Raw genomic sequence first — 22,695 nt, 5'->3', positions numbered from 1 at the left:
GCCCTCCTGGCGCCCCCCAGCCGTTTCCCTGATTCGCTCGCGGGGGTAGACCGACGGCATGGCCACGAAGACCTCGATCAGGACGTTCGGCACAGGCAGGCGCGGCACCAGCACGGTCGGCTGGATCCTCCGCGGAGCGGCCGCCGGTGCCGCGGGGACGACGGCCCTGAACGTCGTCACCTATCTGGACATGGCCGTGCGCGGGCGTCCCGCGAGCTCCACCCCCGAGCGGACGCTGGAGAAACTGGCCGAGGTGGCACATGTTCCCGTCCCCGGGGACGGGAAGACGCGGGCGAACCGCGTGGAGGGGCTCGGCGCCCTGACCGGCCTCGTGTCCGGCATCGGCGTCGGGGGTCTGTTCGGGCTGGCGCGAGCCTCCGGCGTCCGCGCCGGAACCCTGGTGACCACCTTGGTCGTGCTGGTGTCCACCAACGGGCCGATGACCGTGCTCGGGATCACCGATCCCCGTACCTGGTCGCGGAGCGACTGGCTCAGCGACCTCGTGCCGCACCTGGCCTACGGCGCCGTCGTCGCGACGACCCTGGATGCCCTCGACGGTTCCTGAGGGGGCCGCAGGCAGACTGCCGTCGTGGACGAGATCACGACCGAGGCGGAGCTGCACGAGCTCCTGGGGAAACCGACCGCGGCGGCCGCCGGCAAGGAGCGCACCGCCCTCGACGACATCCACCGGCAGTGGCTGGCGGCGTCCCCGTTCTGCCTGGTGGCCACCAGCGCGGCGGACGGCACCTGCGACGTCTCCCCCAAGGGCGATCCGCCGGGGTTCACGCTCGTCCTCGACGACGCGACCATCGCGCTGCCCGAACGCGCCGGCAACCGGCGGGCCGACGGCTTCGCCAACATCCTCACCAACCCGCACGTGGGCCTGATCTACCTGCTGCCCGGCCGGGGCGACACGCTGCGGATCAACGGGCGGGCGCGGCTCGTCCGGGACGGCGACCTGCTCGACCGGATGGTCGAGAAGGGGCACCGGCCGCTGCTCGCGATGGTGGTCGAGATCGAGCAGGTCTTCTTCCACTGCGCGAAGGCGTTCCTGCGCTCCGGGCTGTGGGATCCGGAGACCTGGCAGCCCGACATCGTTGCGTCGCGCGCCCGCATCGCCCATCAGCAGGAGCGCGCCGACGAGGACCTCGCGGCCATCGAGCGCTACTACGGAGAGTCCTACACCGCCGGGCTGTACCCGTCGGTCTGAATCAGGACCAGCCGCGCTCGTCCACCCCGCCGGGCACCGGGGCATCCGGGTCGTAGGGGGTCCGCGTGAAGATGAACGTGTCGAGGTCCAGGTGGTCCTCGGCGATCCGCAGCGTCTCCCCGGCGAAGTAGCCGTCCAGCCCGACCCACGTGCCGTCGTCCGCCCGCGCGAAGCGGCTGGCCCGCCCGGCCCGCCCCGGCATGGGGCCCAGGTGCAACAGGTCCTCGCCGACGGATCGCAGCACGTAGGGAGCGGGGCCCCAGAACCAGACGCCGAGCTGGTCCAGCGGCACGGGCGACGACGAGGGCACCCAGGGCTCGACGATCCGCGGTTCCGCGGCGCGCAGGTCCGCGAGCAGCCCGAAGACGACGATGTCCGGTCCGGTGGTCGTGTTGGTCAGCGTGACCGCGCCGGTCTGCTCGTCCCGGTCGACGAACACCCCCGCGAGGAAGCCGGGCATCGAGCCGCCGTGGCCCACGAGGGTCTGCCCGTCCACGCGCAGCACCTGCAGTCCGAGCCCGTAGGCCGACCAGCCCGTGGCCGAGGAGTCCACGCCCGCCGGCACCGTCATCTCCTCGAGGGTCGCGGGACCCAGCACGTCCGCGGTGTCGCCGAGCAGGAAGGCGGCGAACTGGCCGAGGTCGGTCAGCGTCGCCCACAGCTGTCCGGCGGCGGCCATCACGCCCGCGTGGTGCTCGGGCTCGGGCAGGACGACGTCGGCCCACGGGTGCACGGCCCGGCCCTGCGCCGCGGGGGCGACCGGGCGCGGCGTCGTCCGGGTCATGCCGAGCGGCGCCAGCACCTCGGCGGTGACGGCGTCGTCCCACGAGATCCCGCGCTTGCGGGCGACCAGCTCGCCGAGCAGGCCGAAGCCGAGGTTGGAGTAATGAAACCGCCGGGCCGCACCCAGGACGACGTCGTCGCCACCGAGGGCGAGGTCGTCGAGCGAACCGCCGGGCGTGCGCTCCCACCAGCCGCCAGGGCTCTCGGCGGAGGCGCCGGCCAGGTGGGAGAGCAGCTGGCCGATCGTCCGGTCGCCGAGGGGTGTCCCGGGCAGGTGCCGGTCCAGCGTGTCGTCGAGATGGACGAGCCCCTCGTCGCGCAGCCGCATCACGACGACCGCCGTGATCGTCTTGCTGATGGAGCCGAGCCGGTACTGGACGTCGGTGTGCGGTTCGGCGACGTCGCCCCGGCCCACCGACCAGGCCAGGCCGCCGTCGCGGACGACTCCGGCCACCATGCTGGGCGCCCGGCCTTCGCGCTGCACGCGGGCGGTGCGCGCCAGGAGGGTGCGGGCGGTGGACGGCAGGACGGGTTCCGGCATGACCGCGACCGTAGCGAGGGCGTTCGGGTCTCCGCCGGTCAGGCGGCCCGAACCTCCCGCTGAGGCGGCAGCCGGTCGTTCCTCGTGGCCAGCCGCTCGAACCAGACCGTGGCCAGCGGCGGGACGGAGCACACGAGGGCCAGCACCGTCAGCCGGGGCGACCACCGCAGCACCCGGCTCGCCATCAGGGCGACGACGACGTAGGCCACGAAGATCCCGCCGTGGATCGGGCCGAAGACCGTGACGCCCAGCTCCGTGGTCTCCGGGACGTACTTCACGTACATGCCGGCCAGCAGACCGATCCAGGACAGGGCCTCGGCGACGGCGACGATGCGGAAAGCGGCGGCGGCGGTGCGGGGGGTCACCGCCCGATCCTCCCCGACCGGTCAGCGCAGGTACGCCCGGCCCCTCGGCGAGAGCTCGTAGCCGACCAGGAGGCTGTGGGTCAGCCCGAGCTCCTTCAGCTTCCGGACGTCGAGCTTGAACGGGAGCGTCTCCCGGCCGAGGGATGCCGCCAGGTCGGGTGCCCGGACGCCCGGGCGGTCGGCGATCAGCCGCAGGATCTCCCGGGTCCACGGCGCACCCCGGGCGGCGTCCCAGCGGTCCAGCCGCTCGTCGACGGCCCGCCGGTCCTCCTCGGACAGCTCGGCCTGCTCGCGGAGGGCGACCCGCGGATCGGCCCCGGCCAGGCAGACCTCCATCCGGTAGACGTGCGCGCCGTCGCGGCGGCTCAGCAGCCGGAGGAGCTGCTCCAGCGAGCGGGCACCGGCCCGCGCGGCGTCGTCCTCGGTCAGGGTGGCCGGGTCGATCTCCTCGACACTGTCGAACCGGACGACGCCGGCGACGGTGCGCTGGGTGCCCCCCGGCCGCACGCGCGGGCGGTCCCAGCGGCGGAAGGCGACCGTGACCGAGCCGTCCGCGATGCCCTCGGCGATGGCCTTGCTGATCAACACCCCGAGATCCTGACAGGACGACATCGTGGCAGGGTCGGAACGGTGCGGGGTCTGGCGCGGCGGGAGTTCTGCCTGGTGCTCCTGCGCCGGATGGCCGACCTCCGGCCCGACCTCGTCGTCGACGCGCTGCCGCGCCTGGGTGCGTCGCGGCGGGAGGCGCACGCCGCGCACACCAGGTGGCAGGCGCTGCAGCACTCCCCCCGTGCTCCGCGGGGGCTGAGCCTGCGGACGGCGGTGCTCGGGCCGCCGGACGAGGTCGAGGACCGGCGGTTCGGCGACTTCGACGTCGAGGTCCGCCGCTGGCCGCTGCCGCTGTGGCCGCACCTCTACTGGGAGGTGCTGAGTGGGCCCGGCGGCGCGGTCCTCAACGAGCACCTGGTGCGGGCGCCCGGGTCCTCGGTGCCCCCGGCGACGGCCACGGACCTCAGGGTCTGGGAGCACGTCCTGGACGACGTCGTCGGTCTGCCCGGGGCGGCGAGTGTGGACCCGGGAGTGGCGACCCGCTGGGAGGTGCACCTGCCGGGCGAGGTGCGGGCGGCCTTCGTCTGGGGGCTGCTGCTCCAGGTCAGGTCGGAGGTGGGGTCGACAGCACGGAACTGAGCACGGCCGCGGCCCCGAAGACGGCTGCGAGCCACGGGTGACCGATGGCGACCAGCGCGAGGACCGCGCCTCCGAAGACGACGACCGTGACGGCCACGCTCAGGGCCTGGATCTGCACCGCCGTCAGCCACGTCCAGTTCCAGACCTGCGTCATGCCGCCCTGGAGAACGTTGCTCTAGTCAGAGCAGGTGTTCAAAGTGGGCATCGCCGTCAAGCCCGGTACGGGCCAGCAGCTCAGGCGACGAGCCGCCGCATCGCGGTGATGCTTCCCATCGTGTCGATGCTGCTCACCTTGACGACGTCGCCCGAGGTCGGCGCGTGGACCATCTGCCCGTTGCCGATGTAGATGCCGATGTGGCTGACCGGGCTGTAGAAGGCCACCAGGTCGCCTGGCTGCAACTCACTACGGGAGACCCCCTGTCCCATCTGCGCCTGGAGGCGGCTGGAGTGCGGCAGGCCGATGCCGGCAGCACGGAAGGCATAGGCCGTCAACCCGGAGCAGTCGAACGACCCGGGCCCGGCGGCGGCCCACACATAGGGCTTCCCCCGCTGTGCCAGAGCGGTGTCGACGATGATCTGGGCCGCATCGCTGCTGGCCACGACCGGGCCGCCGGCGGCCGGCTCCCGATCGGTCGAGCGGCTGGCCCGGTCGCCGTGCGAGGCATCGCCCGCGGCCCGCTGCTCCTCCGCGCTGAGCTGGTCGTACATGGCCTGGTACTCGTCGACCTGCTTCTGGAGGTCGGCCTGCTGGGCGGCCACGCTGTCGTAGCTGGCCTGGGCCTGCGCGGCGGCGTCCTGAGCGGTGGCCTGCGCCTGGGCGGCAGCGACGTTGGCGCCGGCGGCGGCCTCGAGGATCCCGCTCTGGTGGCCGGCCACCAGCTGCAGCGTGGACATCCGGTCGACGAAGTCGTCGGCCGAGTCGCTGGTCATGAGCGCCTGGAACGAGCCCAGTCCCTCGCCGGTCCAGGCGGACCGGGCGATGCCGCGCACGGACTGCTGGGCGGCGGCGAGCGCGGCTGTGGCCTGCTCGAGCTGCGCCGCGGCGGCCTGGGCCGCGCCCTGCTGCGCGATGAGGACCTCGCGCGCCTCGTTGAACTGCTCGGTGATCACCTCGAGCTCGTGGCCGCGGGCGGCGACGAGCTCGGCGGCCTCGGCCGAGGTGACCGGAGCCGCCTGCGCGGGGACCGTCGAGAACAGCACACCGATCACGCCGGCGAGCGCGAGGACGACCCGTCCGGCGAGGACCGGGCGGCGCGACGACCGTCGACGGGAAGCGTCGGCGGGCGTGCGGCCAAGGGGGGTCGCCATGACGCAGCGGCTCCGTTTCTCATCCAGAAGCCGCCTACCGGGTTAGCTGACGGGTTCGGGCGGGAGATCGCCCTGCGCGACGGCTGGTTGTCGTCCGCGCTACACCCCAGTGCTGCCTGTGGGTCCCCGATCCGGTCGCCATGACCGGCTCGACGGCGTCCCCCGGGTCGTCACTTCGATAGTGACTCACCGCCCCGACGGACACACAGACCGTAAGGGCTGTTACCCGGCCGTGACAATGACAGAGATGTTATTTGTCGGATTTTTCCGTCACACCAGCCCCGTCTTGTCGGAGGGGGCTGATACCGCGAACCCAGGCGGCCACCCTCGCGGACCCCCCGGATACCGTCCGCCGGTGACGAGCAGCAGGTACGACGTGGTGGTGGTCGGCGGCGGCCACAACGGCCTGGTGGCCGCGGCCTATCTCGGTCGCGCCGGGCGATCCGTCCTGGTCCTCGAACGAGCCGCCCAGGTCGGGGGCGCCGCGGTCAGCCAGCAGGTCTTCGACGGCGTCGACGTCCGGCTGTCCGCGTACTCCTACTTGGTCAGCCTGCTGCCCGACCGCATCGTCGACGACCTCGGCCTGGAGATCCGGCTGATCGAGCGGGCAGTCGCGTCCTACACCGCGACGACGCGGGCCGGACGGTCGACCGGTCTGCTGGTCGAGCGCGACGAGGGGCCGGCCACCGCCACGTCCTTCCGGCAGCTCACCGGTGCCGACGACGAGTTCGCCGGCTGGCAGCGCTTCTACGGCCGGCTGGCGACGCTGGCCGAAGATCTGGCGCCCACGCTCACCGAGCCACTCCTGAGCGCGAACGACCTGACCGGGCGGCTGCGGGACCCCGAGCTCTGGCACGACCTGCGGGACCGGCCGCTCGCCGACGTCGTGGCCGACCACCTCACCGACGACGACGTACGCGGCATCGCGCTCACCGACGGCCTGATCGGCACCTTCGCCGACGTCCATGCGGCCGACGGGCTCGCCGGGCGCTGCTTCCTCTACCACCTGATCGGCAACGGCACCGGCCGCTGGCGGGTGCCCGTCGGCGGCATGGGTGCGGTCACCGGCGCCATGGCCGCGGCCGCCCGGCGGGGTGGGGCGGAGCTGGTCACCCGCGCCACGGTGACCGCCCTCGACCCGCGCGCGGACGGCGTCACCGTGCACTGGACCGACGAGGACGGTGCAGAGCGGGCCGTCGATGCCGGTCACGTCGTCTGCGGCGCTGCGCCGAGCGTGCTGGCCGGGCTGACCGGTGGGGACGCCGGTCCACGGCCCTCCGGGTCGCAGCTGAAGGTCAACATGGTGCTCGCCCGGCTGCCGCGGCTGCGGTCGGGCGCGGACCCGTCGACCGCGTTCGCCGGCACCTTCCACGTGGACGAGTCGGCGGCGGCGATCGACGCCGCCTTCGCCCAGGCCGCGGCCGGGCAGCTGCCCGACGTCATCCCGTTCGAGGTGTACTGCCACTCGCTGAGCGATCCGGCGATCCTCGGGCCCGTCGAGCGGGCGACCGGGCACCACACGCTGACCCTCTTCGGCCTGCACACTCCCGCCGAGCTCTACCGCGACGACCCGGTCGGCACCCGGCGGGAGGCGGTCCGCCGCGTAGTGGCCCAGCTCGACGCCCACCTGGAGGAGCCGCTGCTGGACTGCCTGGCGCGCGACGCCGCCGGCGACCCCTGCCTCCAGGCCGCCTCACCCCTGGATGTCGAGGCGGCGCTGGCCATGCCGGGCGGGCACATCTTCCACGGCGATCTGGCCTGGCCCATGGCATCGACGGCCGAGGAGGTGGGTAGCTGGGGGGTCGTGACCGACCACCCGCGGATCGTGGCCGCCTCCTCCGGCGGGACCGTCCGCGGCGGCGCCGTCAGCGGTCTGGGCGGGTACGCGGCCGCCTCCCATCTGCTGGACCCGCGCTGACCGCTCCCGCGCAGTCGCAGGGATCCGCCGTCGGGGACCTGCTGGCCGGCGTGCGGCGTCGGCTGGAGGGGCGGGACCTCGCCCTGATCGCGGCGGGCCTGACCTTCTACGCGGGCATCGCCGTCGTTCCGCTGCTGGTGCTCGCCTTCGGGCTCACCGCACGGCTCACCTCGCCGGCGCGGGTGGAGGAGCTCGCCAGCCGGCTGGGCGAGCTCCTCCCGTCCGAGCTGGGCGCCCCGGCGGCTGTCGCCCGGCTCGTGGAGGCAGGGGTCGGGCTGACACCGCTCGAGGGCCTGCTGGCCCTGCTGCCGATGTCGCTCTACGGCGAAGGCCTGCGGCGGGCCCTGCTCCGCTTCAGCCGGCGGCGCGAGGGCCTGACCGGCTGGCGCGGCCGGCTGACCGCCCTGCCCGTCCTCCTCCTCACACCGGTGCTGCTCTATCCGTTGCTGCTCACCGTCCCGGTGATGGCCGACCTCGCCGAGACCGGCGGCACGGGAGCCACCCTCGGCCGGCTCGCCATCGGCTTCTACGCCGTCCTCGCCGCCCTGACGATCCCGCTCGCGTGGGGTTTCCGCGTGGTCGGGTCGGGCCGGGTGCGGTGGCGGGCGCTCGCCGCCGGGGCACCGTTCACGGCCGCCTGCCTGTCGGGCTTCCTGCAGGGCTTCGTGCTCTTTCTCTCGCTGCCGCTGGACCTCGGCGCACCGTTCGGTGGCCTCACCGTCGTGGGTGGCGTCGTCGCCGTCGGGTTCTGGCTCTTCCTCCTGCACCTGGTGGTCATCGGTGGCTGGCTGCTCACCCAGGCGCTCGACGACCTGCTCGCCCGGAGGTCAGGTGGGCGGCCAGGGGACCCAGTCCGGGAGACCCGGCGGGCGGGGTCCTCCAGGCGGTAGGTCCGGGACGCCGGGCAGGTCGGGCACGCCGGGCGACGCGGGCGGGTCCACCGGCGGGGTGGGCGGAGGAAGTGGCCCGGGCGTCGGCACCGGCACCGGGGTCGGCTCGGTGTAGTTCGCGCCGTTGCTGACCAGGATGGACACGAGCTGACCCGGCACCGCGCGGCTGCCGCGGGGCGGGCTGGTGCCGACGAGGTCGCCGTCGGCCTGGTCGCTGTCGACGCGCACGACGCTGGTCTGGAACCCGGCCGCGCCCAGCACGCTGCGGCACTGACTCACCGTCTCGCAGCCCGGGACGGGCCGGGTGTTGCCGTTGACGACGACCGGATCGGCCGGCGGGAACTCACCGCTCCCCCGCGCCTCCAGGATCGGGGCCATCGCGTCGTGCCAGATGGCGGCGCCCTTGCCGCCGCCGAAGCCACCGACGTTCTGGTTCCGCTTGGGATTGAAGACCATCGCGCTGGCGGTGATCTCCGGGGTGTAGCCGACGAAGGCCACCGAGACGTTGCCCTGGGCCGTGCCGGTCTTGCCGGCGATCTGGTGTCCACGGACGTAGGCGGCCGGCGCGGTCTGGCCGGGGTTCCCGGGCTCGACGTCCTTGCGCAGCATCTGGTTGAGGGTGTTCGCGACCCCGGCGGGGATGGCCTCGGGCGTGCACCGGTCGTCCTTCACGAGCGGAGCGCCGCCGCTGTCGGTGAGCGGGTCGCCGTGCTGGTCGAGCACTGCGGTCACGGGGGTGACGTCGCACTGCATGCCGCCGGCGGCGAGCGTGGAGTACGCGCTCGCCAGCGCGAGCGGGCTGGTCGCATCCGGCCCGAGGGTGAAGGACCCGCGGTTGTCGTCGATGATCTGCTGCGCCAGTCCCGTCTGGTCGAACTGGAACAGCCCCATGGCCTCGGCCATGCGCACCGGCTCCTCGACGCTGCCGAGGGCGTCCTCCAGCGCCACGAAATAGGTGTTCGACGACTGGTAGAGCGCCGTCGTCAGGTCCAGCGAGGCCCGGTACCGGCCGGCGTTCTCGACCCGGTACGGAGCCCCGGCCTCCCGGTAGACGCGGGAGGTGTACGGGCTGGGGGCGTTGAGCGTGTACTGCGTCGAGAAACCACGGGCCAGTGCGGCGGCGGCCACGAACACCTTGTAGGTGGAGCCCGAGCCCCGGCTGGCGGCGACGTTGAGGTTGAAGGACTCCTGCCGCTCGTCGCTCAGGTCGTACCCGAAGATCCGGTTGACGCTCAGCGCGAGCAGATGACCGGTGCCCGGCTCGACGGCGGAGAACGTGGCGGCCCGCTCGTCCTCGACGGGAAGGGTGTTCAGGACGGCGGCGTCGCCGGAGCGCTGCAGCTCGGGGTCCAGCGTCGTCTGGATCGTGTAGCCGCCGTGCTCGAGCTGCTCCTGCGTCAGGGAGAGCGTCTGGATCAGGTAGCGCTGCACGAAGTCGCAGACGTAGGGACCCACGCTCGCCTCGACGCAGCCGCGGCGCGGGGCGGGGCCGGGCGCGAGACCCAGCGGCGCGGCGATCGCGGCGTCCCTCGCCTCCGGCGTGATGTAGCCCTGCGTCGCCATGCGCGTGAGCACCTGGTTGCGCCGGATCGTCGCGCCCTCGGGGTCGGTGAACGGGTCGTCCTCCGACGGGCTCTGCACGAGGCCGGCCAGCAAGGCCGCCTGGGTCAGGCTGAGGCCCGAGGCGTCCACCCCGAAGAACGCTCGGGACGCCGGCTGCACCCCGTAGGCGTTCTGCCCGTAGTAGACGATGTTCAGGTAGCGGGTGAGCAGCTCGTCCTTGCTGTAGGTCTCCTCGAGCGCGAGGGCCAGGCGCGCCTCGCGCAGCTTCCGGCCCAGCGTCTGCTCGACGGCGGCGACCCGCTCCTCCGGGGTGTCCGCGGTCTGCAGCAGGATCTGCTTGACCAGCTGCTGGGTGAGCGTCGAGCCGCCTTCCTGCACCCCGCCGGCGGCCAGGTTGGTGACCACTGCCCGCAGCGTGCCCTGCACGTCGAGCCCGGCGTGCTCGTAGAAGCGGGCGTCCTCGATGGCCACCATCGCCTGCTTCATGACCTCGGCGATCTGCTCGCTGGCGACCGGGGCGCGGTTCTCCTGATAGAAGGAGGTGATCACCTCGCCGTTCGCGGCCAGCATCGTCGTGTTGCCCGGCGGCGGGTCCTCGGTCAGCTCGAGCGGGGGGTCACCGAGCAGGCTGGTCGACTGCTGCGCGACGAGGGCGGGCCCGCCGACCCAGGGGAGGAGCAGCCCGGCGAGCAGGGCACCGGAGAGCACGATGCTGAGGGCCAGCAGGAACAGCGTGCGGACGCTGCGCGCGAGCGAACTCATGGGCCCTCCCCTCCGAATCGGGGATCACCTCAACAGAGAACGCGGAGGGTCACAATCCCCCGCGCCGTCCGTAGCCGCCCCGTGACGCAACGCAACGGGCTGCAGTGAAGCCCGAGGTCAGAGCGTCAGGGGTGCCGGAAGGTCTCCACGGTGCAGGACGACGAGGGTGCTCACGGCCCGGGTGAGGACGACGTAGAGCCGGTGCAGCCCGCGCGGCTCGGCGGCCACGATCGCCGCCGGGTCCACCACCACGACCGCGTCGAACTCCAGCCCCTTGGCCAGAGTGGCGGGGACGACGGCGACCGCCGCGGCCTCCGCGCCGTCGTCGGTGAGCGCCGCGGCGGCGATCCCCGCGGCCGCGAGCAGGCCGGTCACCTCGGGAACGGCGGCGTCGGCGCACACGATGCCGATGGAGCCGGGGACCGCCCACAGTTCCGTCACCACGTCTACCAGCGGCTGTCCCAGAGTCGCCACCGACCGCACGCTCAGGGCGCCGGGCTCGGAGCGCACCGCAGTGGCTGCCGCCAGGCCGGGGGCGATCAGCGGGAGCAACCGGTTCGCGAAGTCCAGCACCTCCCCCGGCACGCGGTAGCCACGGGTGAGCGGACGGACGACGGTGTCGGGCCGCCCGAGTCCGGCCAGGGTCTCCTGCCAGTCCGACGGCGACCACGGGCTCGTCGCCTGTGCGAGATCGCCCAGCACGGTCAGCGACCCGGCCGCCAGCCGGCGGGCCACGGCCCGGCACTGCATCGGCGAGAGGTCCTGGGCCTCGTCGAGCACGACGTGCCCGTAGCCCGGGGTGCGGTCCAGCAGGCCGGTCACCTCATCGACCAGGACGGCGTCGGCGTCGGTCCAGGGCGCAGTACGCACCGACCGCGGCGCGACCGGCCAGCGCAGCAGTTCCTGCTCGTCATCGGTCAGCACTCCCCGGGCCGCGCGGGCCAGCCGAGCCGCATCGCTCCAGAGGTCGTGCACCAGGCCGGCGGCCTCGCGGGCCGGCCACACCTCGTCGCAGAAGGCGCGGGCCTCGGCGCTCCGGGCCGCCTTGCGGGTCTCGGCGTCGCTCGGGCTGCCCCCGGCCTCCTCCTTCTGCCGGCGGGCGTCCTCCCCGACCAGCATCGCCAGCCGTTCGCGGCCCGCGGCGTAGTGCAGCAACTGCTGGTCGTCGTCGGCGCGGCCCCGCCGCCGGACGTCGTCCACGTAGCGCTTGAGCCGCTCGACCGGAACCCGGTACTTCCTGCCCGCGAGCGGTACCTGGATCGAGTCCGCAGGCTTGGCGATCTCCCCCCACAGCGCCCGCCGCAGCACCTCGGCCATCCGGGCGTCGCCCTTGAGGACGGCGACCTCGGGGCGGTCCATCGCGCGGACCGGCACGCGGGCGGTCAGCCCCGCGACCGTCGTCTGGTCGACCTCGACCTCACCGAGCGTGGGCAGGACCTCCTCGATGTAGCGGAGGAACGCCCGGTTCGGGCCGACCACGAGGACGCCGGACCGGGACAGCTGCCCGCCGTGCGTGTAGAGGAGATAGGCCGCCCGGTGCAGGCCGACGGCCGTCTTGCCGGTGCCCGGTGCGCCCTGCACGCAGATCGACTCGGCCAGCGGAGCCCGCACGATGTCGTCCTGATCGGGCTGGATGGTGGCGACGATGTCGCGCATGGGCCCGCTGCGGGGGCGCTCGATCTCCTCGCGCAGGAACCGGCTCTCCTGCTCGTCGTCATCGCGAGAGCCGGCCACGAGCGGCTCGTCCTCGTAGCCGGTGAGCTCGCCGGCGGCGAACCCGAAGCGGCGGCGGCGCACCAGACCCTGCGGGTCGAGCGCGCTGGCCTGGTAGAACGGCCGGCTCATCGGCGCCCGCCAGTCGATGACCACCGGGTCGCCGGCGGCGTCGCGGACGTGCCTGCGGCCGATGTGGAAGGTCTCGGCGACGCCGTCGAGGGGCAGGGTGTCGGTACGCCCGAAGAACGCGGGGACGCCGGGGTCGGCAGCGAGGTGGCGCAACCGTTCGGCGCGGGCGGCGCCCAGCCGTTCGGAGGCCCACGCGTCGACACCGGCGTCGACGACCGCGGACGCCGCGGTGCGCATCTCGGTCAGGCAGTCGGCCGCGCGGGCGAGGTGGGCGCGCTCGGCGGAGAGAACGGGATCGGGGACTCGGGTCTCGGGGGGAAGGGCGGCTGAGGAAGACACGGTCGATGGACGTTACGCCGGGCGGTCGCCGGGTTCCACGATCGTCACGTCGACGGCGCGGAACTGCGTGGGCGTCTCCAGCAGTACGGCCTTGGTCGGCTCGCCCACGTCGAGGAGCGGTTCCCGGCGCAGCGCGGCCAGCGGCGCGAGCCGGCGGTCGGCGAGCACCTCGTCGACGAGTCCGCGGTCGCCGCCGGTGAACAGTCCGGTCACCGAGCCCGCGTGCGGCAGCAGCACCCGCACGGCCGTCTCGACGGCGTGCTCCACGACGGCGTCGGTCTGATGCCCGCGCCGCCGGGCGAACCGCTGCTGCGACCAGCCCCCGGCCGCCGTCCGCCCCTGGACCTGCCGGGCATCGACCTTCGACACGACGAGGCCGGCGCCGTCGAACACCCCGACCGCCCATCTCCCCCGGCGGACGAGCAGGACCGCGGCGCGGTGGGGCTCCCGGGCGGCAGCTGTGAACGACGTCAGCAGCGCGGGACCCGGCGTCCAGTCGAACGGAGCCCGCAGGCTCACGCTCGTCGTGTCCGCGCAGACCACGTGCAGCGTGCCGTCGGCCAGACGGACGTCGACGAAGGCGCCGTGCCGGTCGGCGACCCCGTCCAGCCACTTCCCGAGCCGTTCGGGCGCCACGCCCAACCGCCGCCCGCCACCGGCGGCAGGGCGGGGTCGGGACACGCGGCGAGCATGACAGGCCGCGCCAGGGAGTCAGCCCGTCCGGGCGCCGAGCCGCTCCTCACCGGAGGCGAAGCCCATGCGGGAGGCGATCGCCGCCGGCACGGGCTGCGCGATCGCGACGGCCGAGCCCGCCACCGCCGAGGTGAGCCGGTAGCTGCCGTCGACGATCGGGGCACCGGTGTACTCGGCGCCGTTCGCCTCCTGGCCCGTGGCCGAGCGGAAGGCGCCGATGGTCTCGTACACCTTCGGGTCCCGGGCGCCGACCGGCCAGTGGACCATCAGCCGGGGGCTGCCCGCCGACGTGCGGTGATAGGCGTTCCCGTTCGCCGTGATCCCCATGTCGGTGGCCTTGCGGAACAGCTCGGAGTCCTGGACGCACAGCAGGCAGTTGGACGACACCCCGCCACCGATGACGTTGTTCCTGATCGTCACCGGGCCCAGCAGCCAGGTGACACTCGGGTCCGGCAGGTTCTGGCGGGGGTCGTGGCCCGGCGTCGAGAGGTTGCTGGCCAGGCGCCGGTCCTGCACGACCCACATCGGGCGGCCGCCGTTGTCGACCACGGTGTTGTTCCAGATGTCCATGCTCGAGGCGTTGTTGATCTTCAACCCCACCTGGCCGTTGCCGGCGACGATGTTGTCGGCGATCAGGCCCTTGCTGGAGATCTCGAACGAGAGGCCGTTCCCCGCGTTGCGGAGGATGTCGTTGCCCGTGGCGGTCACGTTGTAGACCGACTCGTCGAACCAGAGCCCCGTGCCGAGGTTGTCCGCGAAGACGCTGTCGGTGACGGTGATGTTCCGGGACCGGCCGATCTTCACCCCGCCCGCCACCGGCGCCATGTTGAAGTGCTCGGTGTTGTTGCCGACGACCCGCACGGCGTCGAGGACGAGGCCGTCGGCGTAGGGCGCCTCGATGCCGAGCATCCCGTTCCGCTCGATCGTGACGTTGCGCAGGGTGTTGCGCACGCCCTCGTTCACGCCGCCGACCAGGACGGCCTGGGTGGCGTTGTCGCGGATCACGACGTTCTCGACCGTGACGTCCGGCGCGGACAGGCGCACCGCGCCCTTGTCGGGAACGGGGGTCGCGTAGCGCTGGACGCCGATCCCGCGGACGACGCTCCCGGCGCCCCGGACGGTGAGGCCGATGCTCAGGTCGCTGGCCCGGACGTTGCGGCCGGACGGGTTCGTGCCGAGGTAGAGGCGGTCACCCGCGGTGTCCACGAAGAAGGTCCCCGGGACGACGGCGTTGCGTGAGCCCACCTGGCGCTGCGCGGCGCCGTCGATCCAGAGCTGATCGGGGTAGGAGGCCATGGGGTAGGCGGCGTTGATGAACCCCCAGTTGGCGGCCGTGCCGTCGGGCGCCCCCTTGGTGTACGTGGGGCTGTGGTCGAACTCGGCGGTCCAGCCGTTCGCCCGCCAGGCGGATCCGTCGGCCGCCCAGCCGGTCACGTCGCGGCTGCCGTCGAGCCAGACCGCCTCGCGCGGGTAGGCCTGGATCGTCAGCCGCTTCCCCGTCGGGACGGTCACGCTCTCGTGGTACGTGCCGCCCCGGAGGACGACGGTGGACCCGGCCGGGGCGGCAGCGACCGCCCGGGCCAGGGTGCGCCAGGGCGCGGACGCGCTCCCGGACGCCGAGTCGTTGCCGGACGGAGAGACGTGGAACGCCCCGGCCGGCACGGCGTAGGAGGTGCTGCCGACCGTCGCCGATCCGGCTGCGCCGGTCGAGCGGTTCGAGGAGACGGGGGTCGCGGGTGCGGCCGGGGGCTCCGGAGCCGGGGCCTGCGGAGCCGGGGCCTGCGGAGCAGGTGCCTGCGGCGCAGGGGGCTGGGACGCAGGGGGCTGGGGCGCGGCGAGGCCTCCGGTGACCGGTCCCGCGGCCAGCTCGTCCACCCGGAGGGTGAGCGGCGCCGAGCTGCGCGACAGGTAGCTGAACAGCCCCACGCCCCCGGCGGCCTGCCAGCCGGCAGTCGCGTCCGTCACGGTCGTGTTCCAGGCTGCGGGCTCGGCCGCGGTGGCCTGCCAGACCTTGGCCCGCAGGGTGGTGGGTGACGTGCCGGTGACCTGGACGCGCACCCGGATCTGTCGGGCTTCGGCGGCCTGGACGCCGGGCACCACGGTCTCGCCGGTGAGCGCGGACTCGGCCCACCCGGCGGTGGTGCGGCCCAGGGACACCGCCACCGCCCCGCCGGCGAGCAGGCGGACCTTCGCCTGGTACTGACCGACGTTCGCCACGCGCCGGCCGATCACCGAGACGTAGAGGCCGCTGCCGGTCGGCGTCCGGCTCGCGGAGAGGGTCGTCGTCAGGTCGGTGTTCGTGCCGGTGCCGGGAAGGGTCGCCTGCCGCGTCTGACCGTCGGTCGTGAGCGAGACCGTGCCGGCGCCGGCCGCGACCCCGAACTGGGAACCGGGGCTGACCGACCAGGCGCCGCCGGTGTCGGCCTGCCCCCAGCCACCGCTCTGCGTGCGGGAGAAGGCGTCACTCGCGGACAGATCCGCCGCCTGCGCGGGCGCGGACATCAGGCCGAGCGGCCCCACCGTGGCGGCGGCGAGCAGCACGACGGCACGACGCCATCGCGGAAGAGCGGAAGAAGGCGTGGACATACGACGAGATCCAGACGTGGGAGCCGTGATCCGCGGGGGAAGCTGGGACCTTGTGACCCGGGCGACTTCCGGGCAGGGCCAGACCCTACGTGACGTGCGCAACCCCCTGAGGCCACTGTGACGGCTGCGAACGGCCCGCAGGGCGGCGCGGGCGGGCTCAGGCGGCGGGGTGCGACCGCCGGATCCCGGTGGTCGGCAGGCCCAGTGCCACCCACGCCTCGAAGCCGCCGATGACGTCGACGGCACGGTGCAGACCCAGGGTGCGCAGGGTGTCGGCGACCAGGCTGGAGCTGTATCCCTGGTTGCACAGCACGATCACCTCGAGGTCGTAGCCGGTCACCTCGGGGATCCGCCACGGGCTGGCCGGTGGGCCGAGAGCACGTTGCGGTCGACGAGCACCGCCCCCGGCACGTCGCCGTCCCGGCTGCGCACCTGAGCCAGCAACTCCTCGATCGTGCTCGCGCCGGGCGGCGGCTCCACGGCGGTCACCGTGCCAGCGCCGGTTCCGTCGCGTGCTCGGCCGGCACGTGCAGCAGCCGCTGGCCCAGTCCCACCGCGATCGCCGCGACCGCCGCGGCGACCGTCGCGACCAGGAAGGCGGCGTTCGCTCCGTGCACGTCGACCACCTTGCCGGCCACCGAGGCGCCGATGGCCACCCCGAGGCCCAGGGCCGTCCCGATCCAGGTGAACGCCTCGGTCACCGCGGCCCGCGGCACGAGCACCTCGGCGAGGGTGAAGGAGCTGATCAGGGACGGCGAGACCGCGACGCCGGCGAGGACGACGAACGGGAACATCACCCAGATGTCGTGCACCAGCAGGAGCGGGACGCTGCAGACGGTCAGCAGGACCAGGACCCCGGCGAGCCGGTGACGCAGCGGCATCCGCCAGTGCACGGTCCCCCAGCCGATACCGCTGGCCATCGAGCCGACCGCCAGGCCCGCGATGAGGACGCCGGACAGCGACTTGGCGCCCACCTGGTCGGCGAAGGCGACGAGCGCGATCTCCAGCGTGCCGAGGATCGCCCCGATCGAGGCGCCGACCACGAAGAGGATCCTCAGCCCGCAGGTGCGCATCGCCGAGGGGCCGTTGCGGCTCTCGTGCCCACCGGGCGGCGGCTCGGTCCGGTGCTGGGCGGCGAAGAGCAGGCTTCCGACGGTCGCGAGGGTGAAGGCCGTGACGACCCCCGAGGTCGCGTGGCCGGTGGTGGATAGAAAGGTGACGAGGACGGGTCCGACGATGAACACGAACTCGTCGACGACCGACTCCATCGCCAGTGCGGTCGGCAGCTTGCGGCTGCCCCGCAGCAGGTGCGTCCAGCGCACCCGGATCATCGAGGAGACCGGCGGGATGCAGGCGCCGGACACCCCCGCGGCGAGGAACACCGTCCACAGCGGCCAGTCGTGCTTCACGGCGAAGAGGAAGGCCACGCCGGAGACCACGAAGATCAGCAGCACCGGCAGCAGGACCCGGCGCTGGCCGCGGCTGTCGGCCAGCCGGCCGATCACCGGGCCGGCCAGGGCCGTGGTCACCGCACCGGCGGCGGCGACGGCTCCACCCAGGCCGTAGGAGCCGGTCTCCGATGCCACGAGGAGCACGCAGCCGAGACCCACCATCGACAGCGGCAGCCGTCCGATGAACGCGGCCAGCACCATCGGCAGGGCGTGCGGGGTGCGCAGCACCTGCAGGTAGGGATTTGCCACGAGCGGGGAAGCCTCCGTCTGCTGCTGAGGGGCATCGCCACGCTAACCGACCGACGCTGCGCCCGCCCCGGGGCGAGACGGCCCGGACGAACGAACGAGGCCCGGAACCTTTCGGTTCCGGGCCCCGGTACGGCCCGTCCAGGGCACCGCTCCGAGCGTGCGAGGGGTGGGGAGGACGGGGTCCTTGTACTAGGCGAGCCGGCTCTTCAGGATCTCCAGCTCGTCCCACATGGTGCTGGGCAGCTTGTCGCCGAACTTCTCGAACCACTCGGTGATCTGCGGGATCTCCTGGCGCCACTCGTCCTTGTTCACCGCGAGGGCCTTCTCCACCTGCTCGGGAGTCATGTCCAGGCCCGACACGTCGAGGGAGTCCGCCGTCGGCACGTGGCCGACCGGGGTCTCCACGGCGGCCGCGGTGCCCTCGAGGCGCTCCACGACCCACTTGAGCACCCGGCTGTTCTCGCCGAAGCCTGGCCAGAGGAAGCCGCCGTCGTCGTCGCGACGGAACCAGTTGACGTAGAAGATCCGCGGCAGCTTTCCTGCGTCGTGCTGCTTGCCGGTGTCCACCCAGTGGGAGAAGTAGTCGCCGGCGTTGTAGCCGATGAACGGCAGCATCGCGAACGGGTCGCGGCGGACGACGCCGACGGCGCCGGTCGCGGCGGCGGTGGTCTCCGAGGAGAGCGTCGCGCCCATGAACACGCCGTGGTTCCAGTCCCGCGCCTCGCTGACCAGCGGGATCGTGGTCTTGCGGCGGCCGCCGAAGAGGATGGCCGAGATCGGCACGCCCTTGGGGTCGTCGTACTCCGGCGCCAGGATGGGGCACTGGGTGATCGGGGTGCAGAAACGGCTGTTCGGGTGGCTGGACGGCTCGTCGCTCTCCGGCGTCCAGTCCCGGCCCTTCCAGTCGGTCAGGTGGGCGGGGGCGTCGTCGGTCATCCCCTCCCACCAGATGTCGCCGTCGTCGGTCAGGGCGACGTTGGTGAAGACCGAGTTGCCCTGCTCGATCGTGCGCATGGCGTTCGGGTTGGTGTCCCAGCCCGTGCCCGGGGCGACGCCGAACAGGCCGTACTCGGGGTTGAGGGCGTAGAGCCGGCCGTCCTCACCGAAGCGCATCCAGGCGATGTCGTCGCCGAGGGTCTCGACCTTCCAGCCCGGGATCGTCGGCTCGAGCATCGCGAGGTTGGTCTTGCCGCAGGCCGATGGGAAGGCTGCGGCCACGTAGTAGGTCTTCTGCTGCGGGCTGGTGAGCTTGAGGATCAGCATGTGCTCGGCCAGCCAGCCCTCGTCGCGGGCCATGACCGAGGCGATCCGCAGCGAGTAGCACTTCTTGCCCAGCAGGGCGTTGCCGCCGTAGCCCGAGCCGTAGGACCAGATCATCCGCTCCTCGGGGAACTGGACGATGTACTTGGTGTCGCTACAGGGCCACGGCACGTCCTGCTGGCCCTCGTCGAGCGGGGCACCGAGGGAGTGCATGGCCGGCACGAACGGCCGGTCCTCCCCCATCGCCTCGAGGACGTGCGTGCCGATGCGGGCCATGACGCGCATCGAGACGACGACGTACTCGGAGTCGGTGAGCTCGACGCCGAACATCGGGCTCTCGGCCTCGACCGGACCCATGCAGAACGGGATGACGTACATCGTCCGGCCGCGCATGCACCCCCGGTACAGCTCGGTCATGACCGACTTCATCTCGGCCGGTTCCATCCAGTTGTTCGTGGGACCGGCGTCGGCCTCGTCCACCGAACAGATGTAGGTGCGGTCCTCGACGCGGGCGACGTCGCGGGGGTCGGAGGCGCACCAAAAGGAGTTGGGCTTCGCGTCCAGCCGGCGGAACGTGCCGGCGTCGACCAGCTTCCCGGTGAGCCGCTCCCACTCCGCGTCGCTGCCGTCCACCCAGACCACCTGGTCCGGCGTCGTCAGCTCGGCCATCTCTTGCACCCAGGCGAGGAGCCGGGCGTGGGTGGTGGGGGCGTTGTCGAGACCGGTGGTGGCCACGGAAGTCACGGCGTCTCCATCTTCTGGGTGGCCGGGGCTGAACCTGCACCGGCGGTGGTGCGAGAGACCCGGACCGTTGCATCGTTGCAACGAATCCGGGTCCGGTCAGGTTACCGACGTTCTAGACGTCTGTAATCGTGAGAGATATTACGTATAGGACGTCTGGTCCTCAGGTCGGAAGACCCTGGCGACGGTCCGGAAGAGGCGCGGCGGGCCGGACGTTCTGCACCTGCTGTGAGCACCCCCGCCCTCTTCACACCCCTGACCCTCCGCGGCCTGACCCTGCCGAACCGTCTCGTCGTCGCGCCGATGTGCCAGTACTCGGTGACCGACGGCCTCGTCGGCGACTACCACCTCGCCCACCTGGGCCGCTTCGCCCTCGGCGGCTTCGGCCTGGTGATCGTCGAGGCGACCGGGGTGACCCCCGAGGCGCGGATCAGCCACGGTGACGTCGGCCTGTGGTCCGACGAGCACGTTCCCGGGCTGACCCGGGTGGTCGACCTCCTCCACGCAGAGGGCGCCGCGGCCGGCATCCAGCTGGCCCACGCGGGCGCGAAGGCGAGCAGCCTGCGTCCCTGGGACGGCAGCGGCCCAGTGACGCAGGCGGACGCCCGCCCCGGCGAGGCGCCCTGGCCGACCGTCTCGGCGAGCGCCGTCCCGGCCGGTCCCGGATGGCCGGAGCCGCACGCGCTGACGGGGACCGAGCTCGCCGAGGTGCGCGAGGCGTTCGTCGCCGCGACCCGGCGTGCCCTGACCGCCGGCTTCGACGTCGTCGAGCTGCACGCCGCCCACGGGTACCTGCTGCACCAGTTCCTCTCTCCGCTGTCCAACCGGCGCGAGGACTCCTACGGCGGCTCGCTGGAGGGGCGGATGCGCTTCCCGCTCGAGGTCGTCGACGCCGTCCGCGCCGCCTGGCCGGCCGACCGGCCGCTGTTCGTGCGGGTCTCCTCCGTCGACGGCTCGCGGGACGGCGTCACCGTCGAGGACACGGTCGCGTTCGCCCGGGAGCTGAAGGCCCGCGGCGTCGACGCCGTCCACACGTCCGGCGGTGGCCTGGGTGGCGGCTGGGAGCACCCGATCGGGTACGGCTACCAGGTGCCCTTCGCCGCACGGGTCCGGAAGGACGCCGGGATCGCCACGGTCGCGGTCGGCCTGATCGTCGATGCGCGGCAGGCCGAGGCGATCGTCGCCCACGGGTCCGCAGACCTGGTGGCGATCGCCCGCGAGGCGCAGGACGACCCCAACTTCGCCGTCCATGCGGCGCGGGAGCTGTCTGCCTCCTACGACGTCTACCCGGTGCAGGCCGGTCCGCGGCTGGCCTCCCGCGAGCGACTGCTCGAGAAGCTCGGCCCGTGGACCGGGCCCGACCCCGTGCAGGTAGAGCAGTCCGCCTGAGAGGACGCGCGAGAAGCCCTGCGGGAGCGGCGGGCGGCCCTACCCTGCACGTCATGACGCCCCGGCGGGTGCTCGTCTCGGTCGCCTCTGCTCAGCTGGCCGCGCAACTGACCGGCCTGGCGGTGGCCGTGCGCCGCAGGCGCTTCTACGACGTCGGTTTCATGCGGGGCTCGGCGGAGACGATCGCGAAGGATGCCGTCTTCTCCGGCACGGCCTACAGCGCGCCGGTCTCCATGCTCGCCACGGAGCTCTGGGCCGTCCGGCGGCTCGCGCGGCGCCCGGACGACCTGGCTCGGCGGACCCTGGGCCTGCTCGGCGTGCTGAACGTGGCCGGCTACCTGTCCGAGCGGTCCGGACGGGCGCACCTGCGCCCCGGTGGCTGGGACGCGGTCGAGACCCCGCTGGTCGCCGTCAGCGTCTGCCTGGCCGCGGCCATGGGCGTCCTCGGCCACCGGGCGCGGTCCGGCGACTGACGGTCAGGACGGCGACCGCCCGTACGCGGGACCGGCCTGCGCGACGAAGGCGTCCCAGTCCGCGGGCGGCACGCCGTCGTCGACCTCGGCGCCGAGCTTGTCCAGGTACCAGTGCCAGCCCAGCGCCATGTCGGTGACGTCCGCGCCGGCCGGGAAAAGCTGGACGAAGCGGAGCACCGTGCGGCCTTCCTCGGCCCAGAGGTCGAGATCCACCCGCCAGTTCTCCGAGTCCTCCTGGACCCACTCGACCACGAGGCGGCGCGGCGGATCGCACTCGACGATCCTGGTGGGGCTGCCTGCGTGCTCGCCCTCCTCCTGCGTCATCGCGAAGGTGCCGGTACCGCCCGCCCCTCGCTCGCCCTCGTAGACGCCGATCCAGCGGGCCAGGCGCTCGGGCTCGGTGAGCGCCGCCCAGATGTCCTCGATCGGGTCGGGCCAGGACCGCCGGAACTCCAGCCGCTGCCGGCCGTCGTCCTCGGTCGTGACGACGCCGCGCCGGGTCTCGAGGTCTTCGGTCATGTCGGTTCTCCGCTCGCTCGTGCCCGCCGGCCGCGGGCGATCTCGGTGTCCAGTGCGTCCAGCCGCTGGGCCCACAGGTCGCGGTAGGGCTCCAGCCAGTCGTCGAGCTCCCGCAGCGGTCGCGGGTCGAGCGCGTAGAGGCGGCGCTTGCCGTCGGTGCGGGCTCGGACCAGGCCCGCTTCGCGGAGCACCCGCAGATGCCGGCTGATCGCCGGGCGGCTGACCGGGAAACGGTCGGCGAGCTCCCCGGCGGCCTGCTCTCCTGCCGCAAGCAGCTCGACCAGCCCCCGTCGGGTGGGGTCGGCCAGAGCAGCGAGCGAGTTCACCGGCAATGCGTAACATATCGGTTACGCGTGCACCAGGGTTTCCGACGGCACCACCCGGTCATGCACCTGGGCATGACCGTCACCGATCCCGATGTGCCCGACCCCCTCAACGACCCGCGCACCACCCAGGCCGACCCCGGGGCCTACGGCGAGGGCGCCGACCTCGCCTCGGGCGAGGACGACCCCGCGGTCACCGGCGAGGACGAGCTCACCGCCGGGCAGACGGAGGCCGAGCACGCCGGCGACGGCGACGTCACCGGGGGCGCATTCCAGGAGTCGCCGCCCGCGTGACGGAC

Annotated in this window: 23 protein-coding genes and 1 riboswitch; of the genes, 8 read left to right on the top strand and 15 right to left on the bottom strand. The window is 73.2% G+C overall.

Annotated elements, in window-relative coordinates:
• Positions 1-58: 58 nt before the first annotated feature.
• Together E4P38_RS16560 and E4P38_RS16555 are read left to right on the top strand one after the other, a co-directional pair.
• Positions 59-565 (top strand): hypothetical protein, encoded by a 507-nt coding sequence (locus tag E4P38_RS16560; RefSeq protein WP_209309149.1) that lies wholly within the window; start codon positions 59-61, stop codon positions 563-565.
• A 24-nt stretch (positions 566-589) separates the two neighbouring features.
• On the top strand, positions 590-1,210 hold the full coding sequence (locus tag E4P38_RS16555) for a pyridoxamine 5'-phosphate oxidase family protein (RefSeq protein WP_135133045.1): 621 nt from the start codon (positions 590-592) through the stop codon (positions 1,208-1,210).
• Between the two features lies 1 nt (position 1,211).
• On the opposite strand, the gene E4P38_RS16550 is transcribed toward E4P38_RS16555, so the two are convergent.
• Genes E4P38_RS16550 through E4P38_RS16540 form a run of 3 tightly spaced genes read right to left on the bottom strand, consistent with a single transcriptional unit; the run spans position 1,212 to position 3,487 of the window.
• Positions 1,212-2,534, bottom strand: a complete 1,323-nt coding sequence (locus E4P38_RS16550; RefSeq protein ID WP_135133044.1) for a serine hydrolase domain-containing protein — start codon at positions 2,532-2,534, stop codon at positions 1,212-1,214.
• Positions 2,535-2,572: 38 nt separating this feature from the next.
• Complete coding sequence (locus tag E4P38_RS16545; protein ID WP_135133043.1) at positions 2,573-2,899, bottom strand: DUF3817 domain-containing protein; 327 nt, start codon at positions 2,897-2,899, stop codon at positions 2,573-2,575.
• 21 nt (positions 2,900-2,920) lie between these two features.
• Positions 2,921-3,487, bottom strand: a complete 567-nt coding sequence (locus E4P38_RS16540) for a hypothetical protein (protein ID WP_135133042.1) — start codon at positions 3,485-3,487, stop codon at positions 2,921-2,923.
• Positions 3,488-3,529: 42 nt separating this feature from the next.
• Here E4P38_RS16540 and E4P38_RS16535 point away from each other — a divergent pair, with 42 nt between their 5' ends.
• Positions 3,530-4,087: a hypothetical protein gene (locus E4P38_RS16535; protein WP_135133041.1), complete on the top strand. Its 558-nt coding sequence runs from the start codon at positions 3,530-3,532 to the stop codon at positions 4,085-4,087.
• Here E4P38_RS16535 and E4P38_RS16530 read toward each other — a convergent pair.
• Both E4P38_RS16530 and E4P38_RS16525 read right to left on the bottom strand, forming a co-directional pair.
• Complete coding sequence (locus E4P38_RS16530; RefSeq protein ID WP_135133040.1) at positions 4,053-4,241, bottom strand: hypothetical protein; 189 nt, start codon at positions 4,239-4,241, stop codon at positions 4,053-4,055. The two genes, E4P38_RS16535 and E4P38_RS16530, sit on opposite strands and share 35 nt — an antisense overlap.
• A gap of 80 nt (positions 4,242-4,321) precedes the next feature.
• Positions 4,322-5,395 (bottom strand): C40 family peptidase, encoded by a 1,074-nt coding sequence (locus E4P38_RS16525; protein ID WP_135133039.1) that lies wholly within the window; start codon positions 5,393-5,395, stop codon positions 4,322-4,324.
• Between the two features lie 15 nt (positions 5,396-5,410).
• Positions 5,411-5,560, bottom strand: a riboswitch (cyclic di-AMP (ydaO/yuaA leader).
• Positions 5,561-5,750: 190 nt separating this feature from the next.
• On the opposite strand from E4P38_RS16525, the gene E4P38_RS16520 reads away from it, so the two are divergent.
• Both E4P38_RS16520 and E4P38_RS16515 read left to right on the top strand, forming a co-directional pair.
• Positions 5,751-7,313, top strand: a complete 1,563-nt coding sequence (locus tag E4P38_RS16520; protein WP_135133038.1) for an NAD(P)/FAD-dependent oxidoreductase — start codon at positions 5,751-5,753, stop codon at positions 7,311-7,313.
• A gap of 50 nt (positions 7,314-7,363) precedes the next feature.
• Positions 7,364-8,203, top strand: a complete 840-nt coding sequence (locus tag E4P38_RS16515) for a YhjD/YihY/BrkB family envelope integrity protein (RefSeq protein WP_245161082.1) — start codon at positions 7,364-7,366, stop codon at positions 8,201-8,203.
• On the opposite strand, the gene E4P38_RS16510 is transcribed toward E4P38_RS16515, so the two are convergent.
• The 8 genes from E4P38_RS16510 to E4P38_RS16480 all read right to left on the bottom strand — a co-directional run bounded on the left by E4P38_RS16510 (position 8,141) and on the right by E4P38_RS16480 (position 19,695).
• The gene (locus E4P38_RS16510) at positions 8,141-10,528 is read right to left on the bottom strand and encodes a transglycosylase domain-containing protein (RefSeq protein WP_135133036.1); all 2,388 of its coding nucleotides are present in this window, start codon (positions 10,526-10,528) and stop codon (positions 8,141-8,143) included. The genes E4P38_RS16515 and E4P38_RS16510 overlap by 63 nt on opposite strands.
• 117 nt (positions 10,529-10,645) lie before the next feature.
• On the bottom strand, positions 10,646-12,712 hold the full coding sequence (locus tag E4P38_RS16505; RefSeq protein ID WP_245161081.1) for an AAA family ATPase: 2,067 nt from the start codon (positions 12,710-12,712) through the stop codon (positions 10,646-10,648).
• Positions 12,713-12,724: 12 nt separating this feature from the next.
• The gene (locus E4P38_RS16500) at positions 12,725-13,393 is read right to left on the bottom strand and encodes an acVLRF1 family peptidyl-tRNA hydrolase (RefSeq protein ID WP_135133035.1); all 669 of its coding nucleotides are present in this window, start codon (positions 13,391-13,393) and stop codon (positions 12,725-12,727) included.
• A 30-nt stretch (positions 13,394-13,423) separates the two neighbouring features.
• Positions 13,424-15,946, bottom strand: a complete 2,523-nt coding sequence (locus E4P38_RS16495; RefSeq protein ID WP_135133034.1) for a right-handed parallel beta-helix repeat-containing protein — start codon at positions 15,944-15,946, stop codon at positions 13,424-13,426.
• A gap of 202 nt (positions 15,947-16,148) precedes the next feature.
• Positions 16,149-16,331, bottom strand: coding sequence for a rhodanese-like domain-containing protein (locus E4P38_RS16490; protein WP_135133033.1), 183 nt, complete (start codon positions 16,329-16,331; stop codon positions 16,149-16,151).
• Complete coding sequence (locus E4P38_RS22980; RefSeq protein ID WP_167760597.1) at positions 16,328-16,480, bottom strand: hypothetical protein; 153 nt, start codon at positions 16,478-16,480, stop codon at positions 16,328-16,330. The genes E4P38_RS16490 and E4P38_RS22980 overlap by 4 nt, the downstream gene beginning before the upstream one ends.
• Positions 16,477-17,691, bottom strand: a complete 1,215-nt coding sequence (locus tag E4P38_RS16485) for an MFS transporter (RefSeq protein ID WP_135133032.1) — start codon at positions 17,689-17,691, stop codon at positions 16,477-16,479. The genes E4P38_RS22980 and E4P38_RS16485 overlap by 4 nt, the downstream gene beginning before the upstream one ends.
• Before the next feature lie 189 nt (positions 17,692-17,880).
• Positions 17,881-19,695: a phosphoenolpyruvate carboxykinase (GTP) gene (locus E4P38_RS16480; protein ID WP_135133031.1), complete on the bottom strand. Its 1,815-nt coding sequence runs from the start codon at positions 19,693-19,695 to the stop codon at positions 17,881-17,883.
• A 225-nt stretch (positions 19,696-19,920) separates the two neighbouring features.
• Between E4P38_RS16480 and E4P38_RS16475 the strand changes: the two genes are divergently transcribed.
• Positions 19,921-21,081, top strand: coding sequence for an NADH:flavin oxidoreductase/NADH oxidase (locus E4P38_RS16475; protein WP_135133030.1), 1,161 nt, complete (start codon positions 19,921-19,923; stop codon positions 21,079-21,081).
• A gap of 53 nt (positions 21,082-21,134) precedes the next feature.
• A complete protein-coding gene (locus tag E4P38_RS16470) occupies positions 21,135-21,554 on the top strand; it encodes a hypothetical protein (protein WP_135133029.1) in 420 nt (139 codons plus the stop codon).
• A 3-nt stretch (positions 21,555-21,557) separates the two neighbouring features.
• Here the strand turns inward: E4P38_RS16470 and E4P38_RS16465 are convergent, their stop codons facing one another.
• Both E4P38_RS16465 and E4P38_RS16460 read right to left on the bottom strand, forming a co-directional pair.
• Positions 21,558-22,073: an SRPBCC domain-containing protein gene (locus tag E4P38_RS16465; protein WP_135133028.1), complete on the bottom strand. Its 516-nt coding sequence runs from the start codon at positions 22,071-22,073 to the stop codon at positions 21,558-21,560.
• Positions 22,070-22,399 (bottom strand): metalloregulator ArsR/SmtB family transcription factor, encoded by a 330-nt coding sequence (locus tag E4P38_RS16460; RefSeq protein ID WP_135133027.1) that lies wholly within the window; start codon positions 22,397-22,399, stop codon positions 22,070-22,072. The genes E4P38_RS16465 and E4P38_RS16460 overlap by 4 nt, the downstream gene beginning before the upstream one ends.
• 27 nt (positions 22,400-22,426) lie before the next feature.
• On the opposite strand from E4P38_RS16460, the gene E4P38_RS16455 reads away from it, so the two are divergent.
• Positions 22,427-22,690 (top strand): hypothetical protein, encoded by a 264-nt coding sequence (locus tag E4P38_RS16455; protein ID WP_245161080.1) that lies wholly within the window; start codon positions 22,427-22,429, stop codon positions 22,688-22,690.
• Positions 22,691-22,695 lie beyond the last annotated feature (5 nt).

This window comes from Blastococcus sp. CT_GayMR16 (genome assembly GCF_004570875.1).
In the GTDB taxonomy this organism is placed as follows: Bacteria; Actinomycetota; Actinomycetes; order Mycobacteriales; family Geodermatophilaceae; genus Blastococcus_B.
This window is presented reverse-complemented; position numbering and strand designations above follow the sequence as displayed.

What these genes read in the sequence shown, in the direction of transcription:
- E4P38_RS16530 (WP_135133040.1), bottom strand. Translation starts at nt 4,241, where the DNA reads ATGACGCAGGTCTGGAACTGGACGTGGCTGACGGCGGTGCAGATCCAG.
- E4P38_RS16470 (WP_135133029.1), top strand. Translation starts at nt 21,135, where the DNA reads ATGACGCCCCGGCGGGTGCTCGTCTCGGTCGCCTCTGCTCAGCTGGCC.
- E4P38_RS16525 (WP_135133039.1), bottom strand. Translation starts at nt 5,395, where the DNA reads ATGGCGACCCCCCTTGGCCGCACGCCCGCCGACGCTTCCCGTCGACGG.
- E4P38_RS16560 (WP_209309149.1), top strand. Translation starts at nt 59, where the DNA reads ATGGCCACGAAGACCTCGATCAGGACGTTCGGCACAGGCAGGCGCGGC.
- E4P38_RS16465 (WP_135133028.1), bottom strand. Translation starts at nt 22,073, where the DNA reads ATGACCGAAGACCTCGAGACCCGGCGCGGCGTCGTCACGACCGAGGAC.
- E4P38_RS16510 (WP_135133036.1), bottom strand. Translation starts at nt 10,528, where the DNA reads ATGAGTTCGCTCGCGCGCAGCGTCCGCACGCTGTTCCTGCTGGCCCTC.
- E4P38_RS16550 (WP_135133044.1), bottom strand. Translation starts at nt 2,534, where the DNA reads ATGCCGGAACCCGTCCTGCCGTCCACCGCCCGCACCCTCCTGGCGCGC.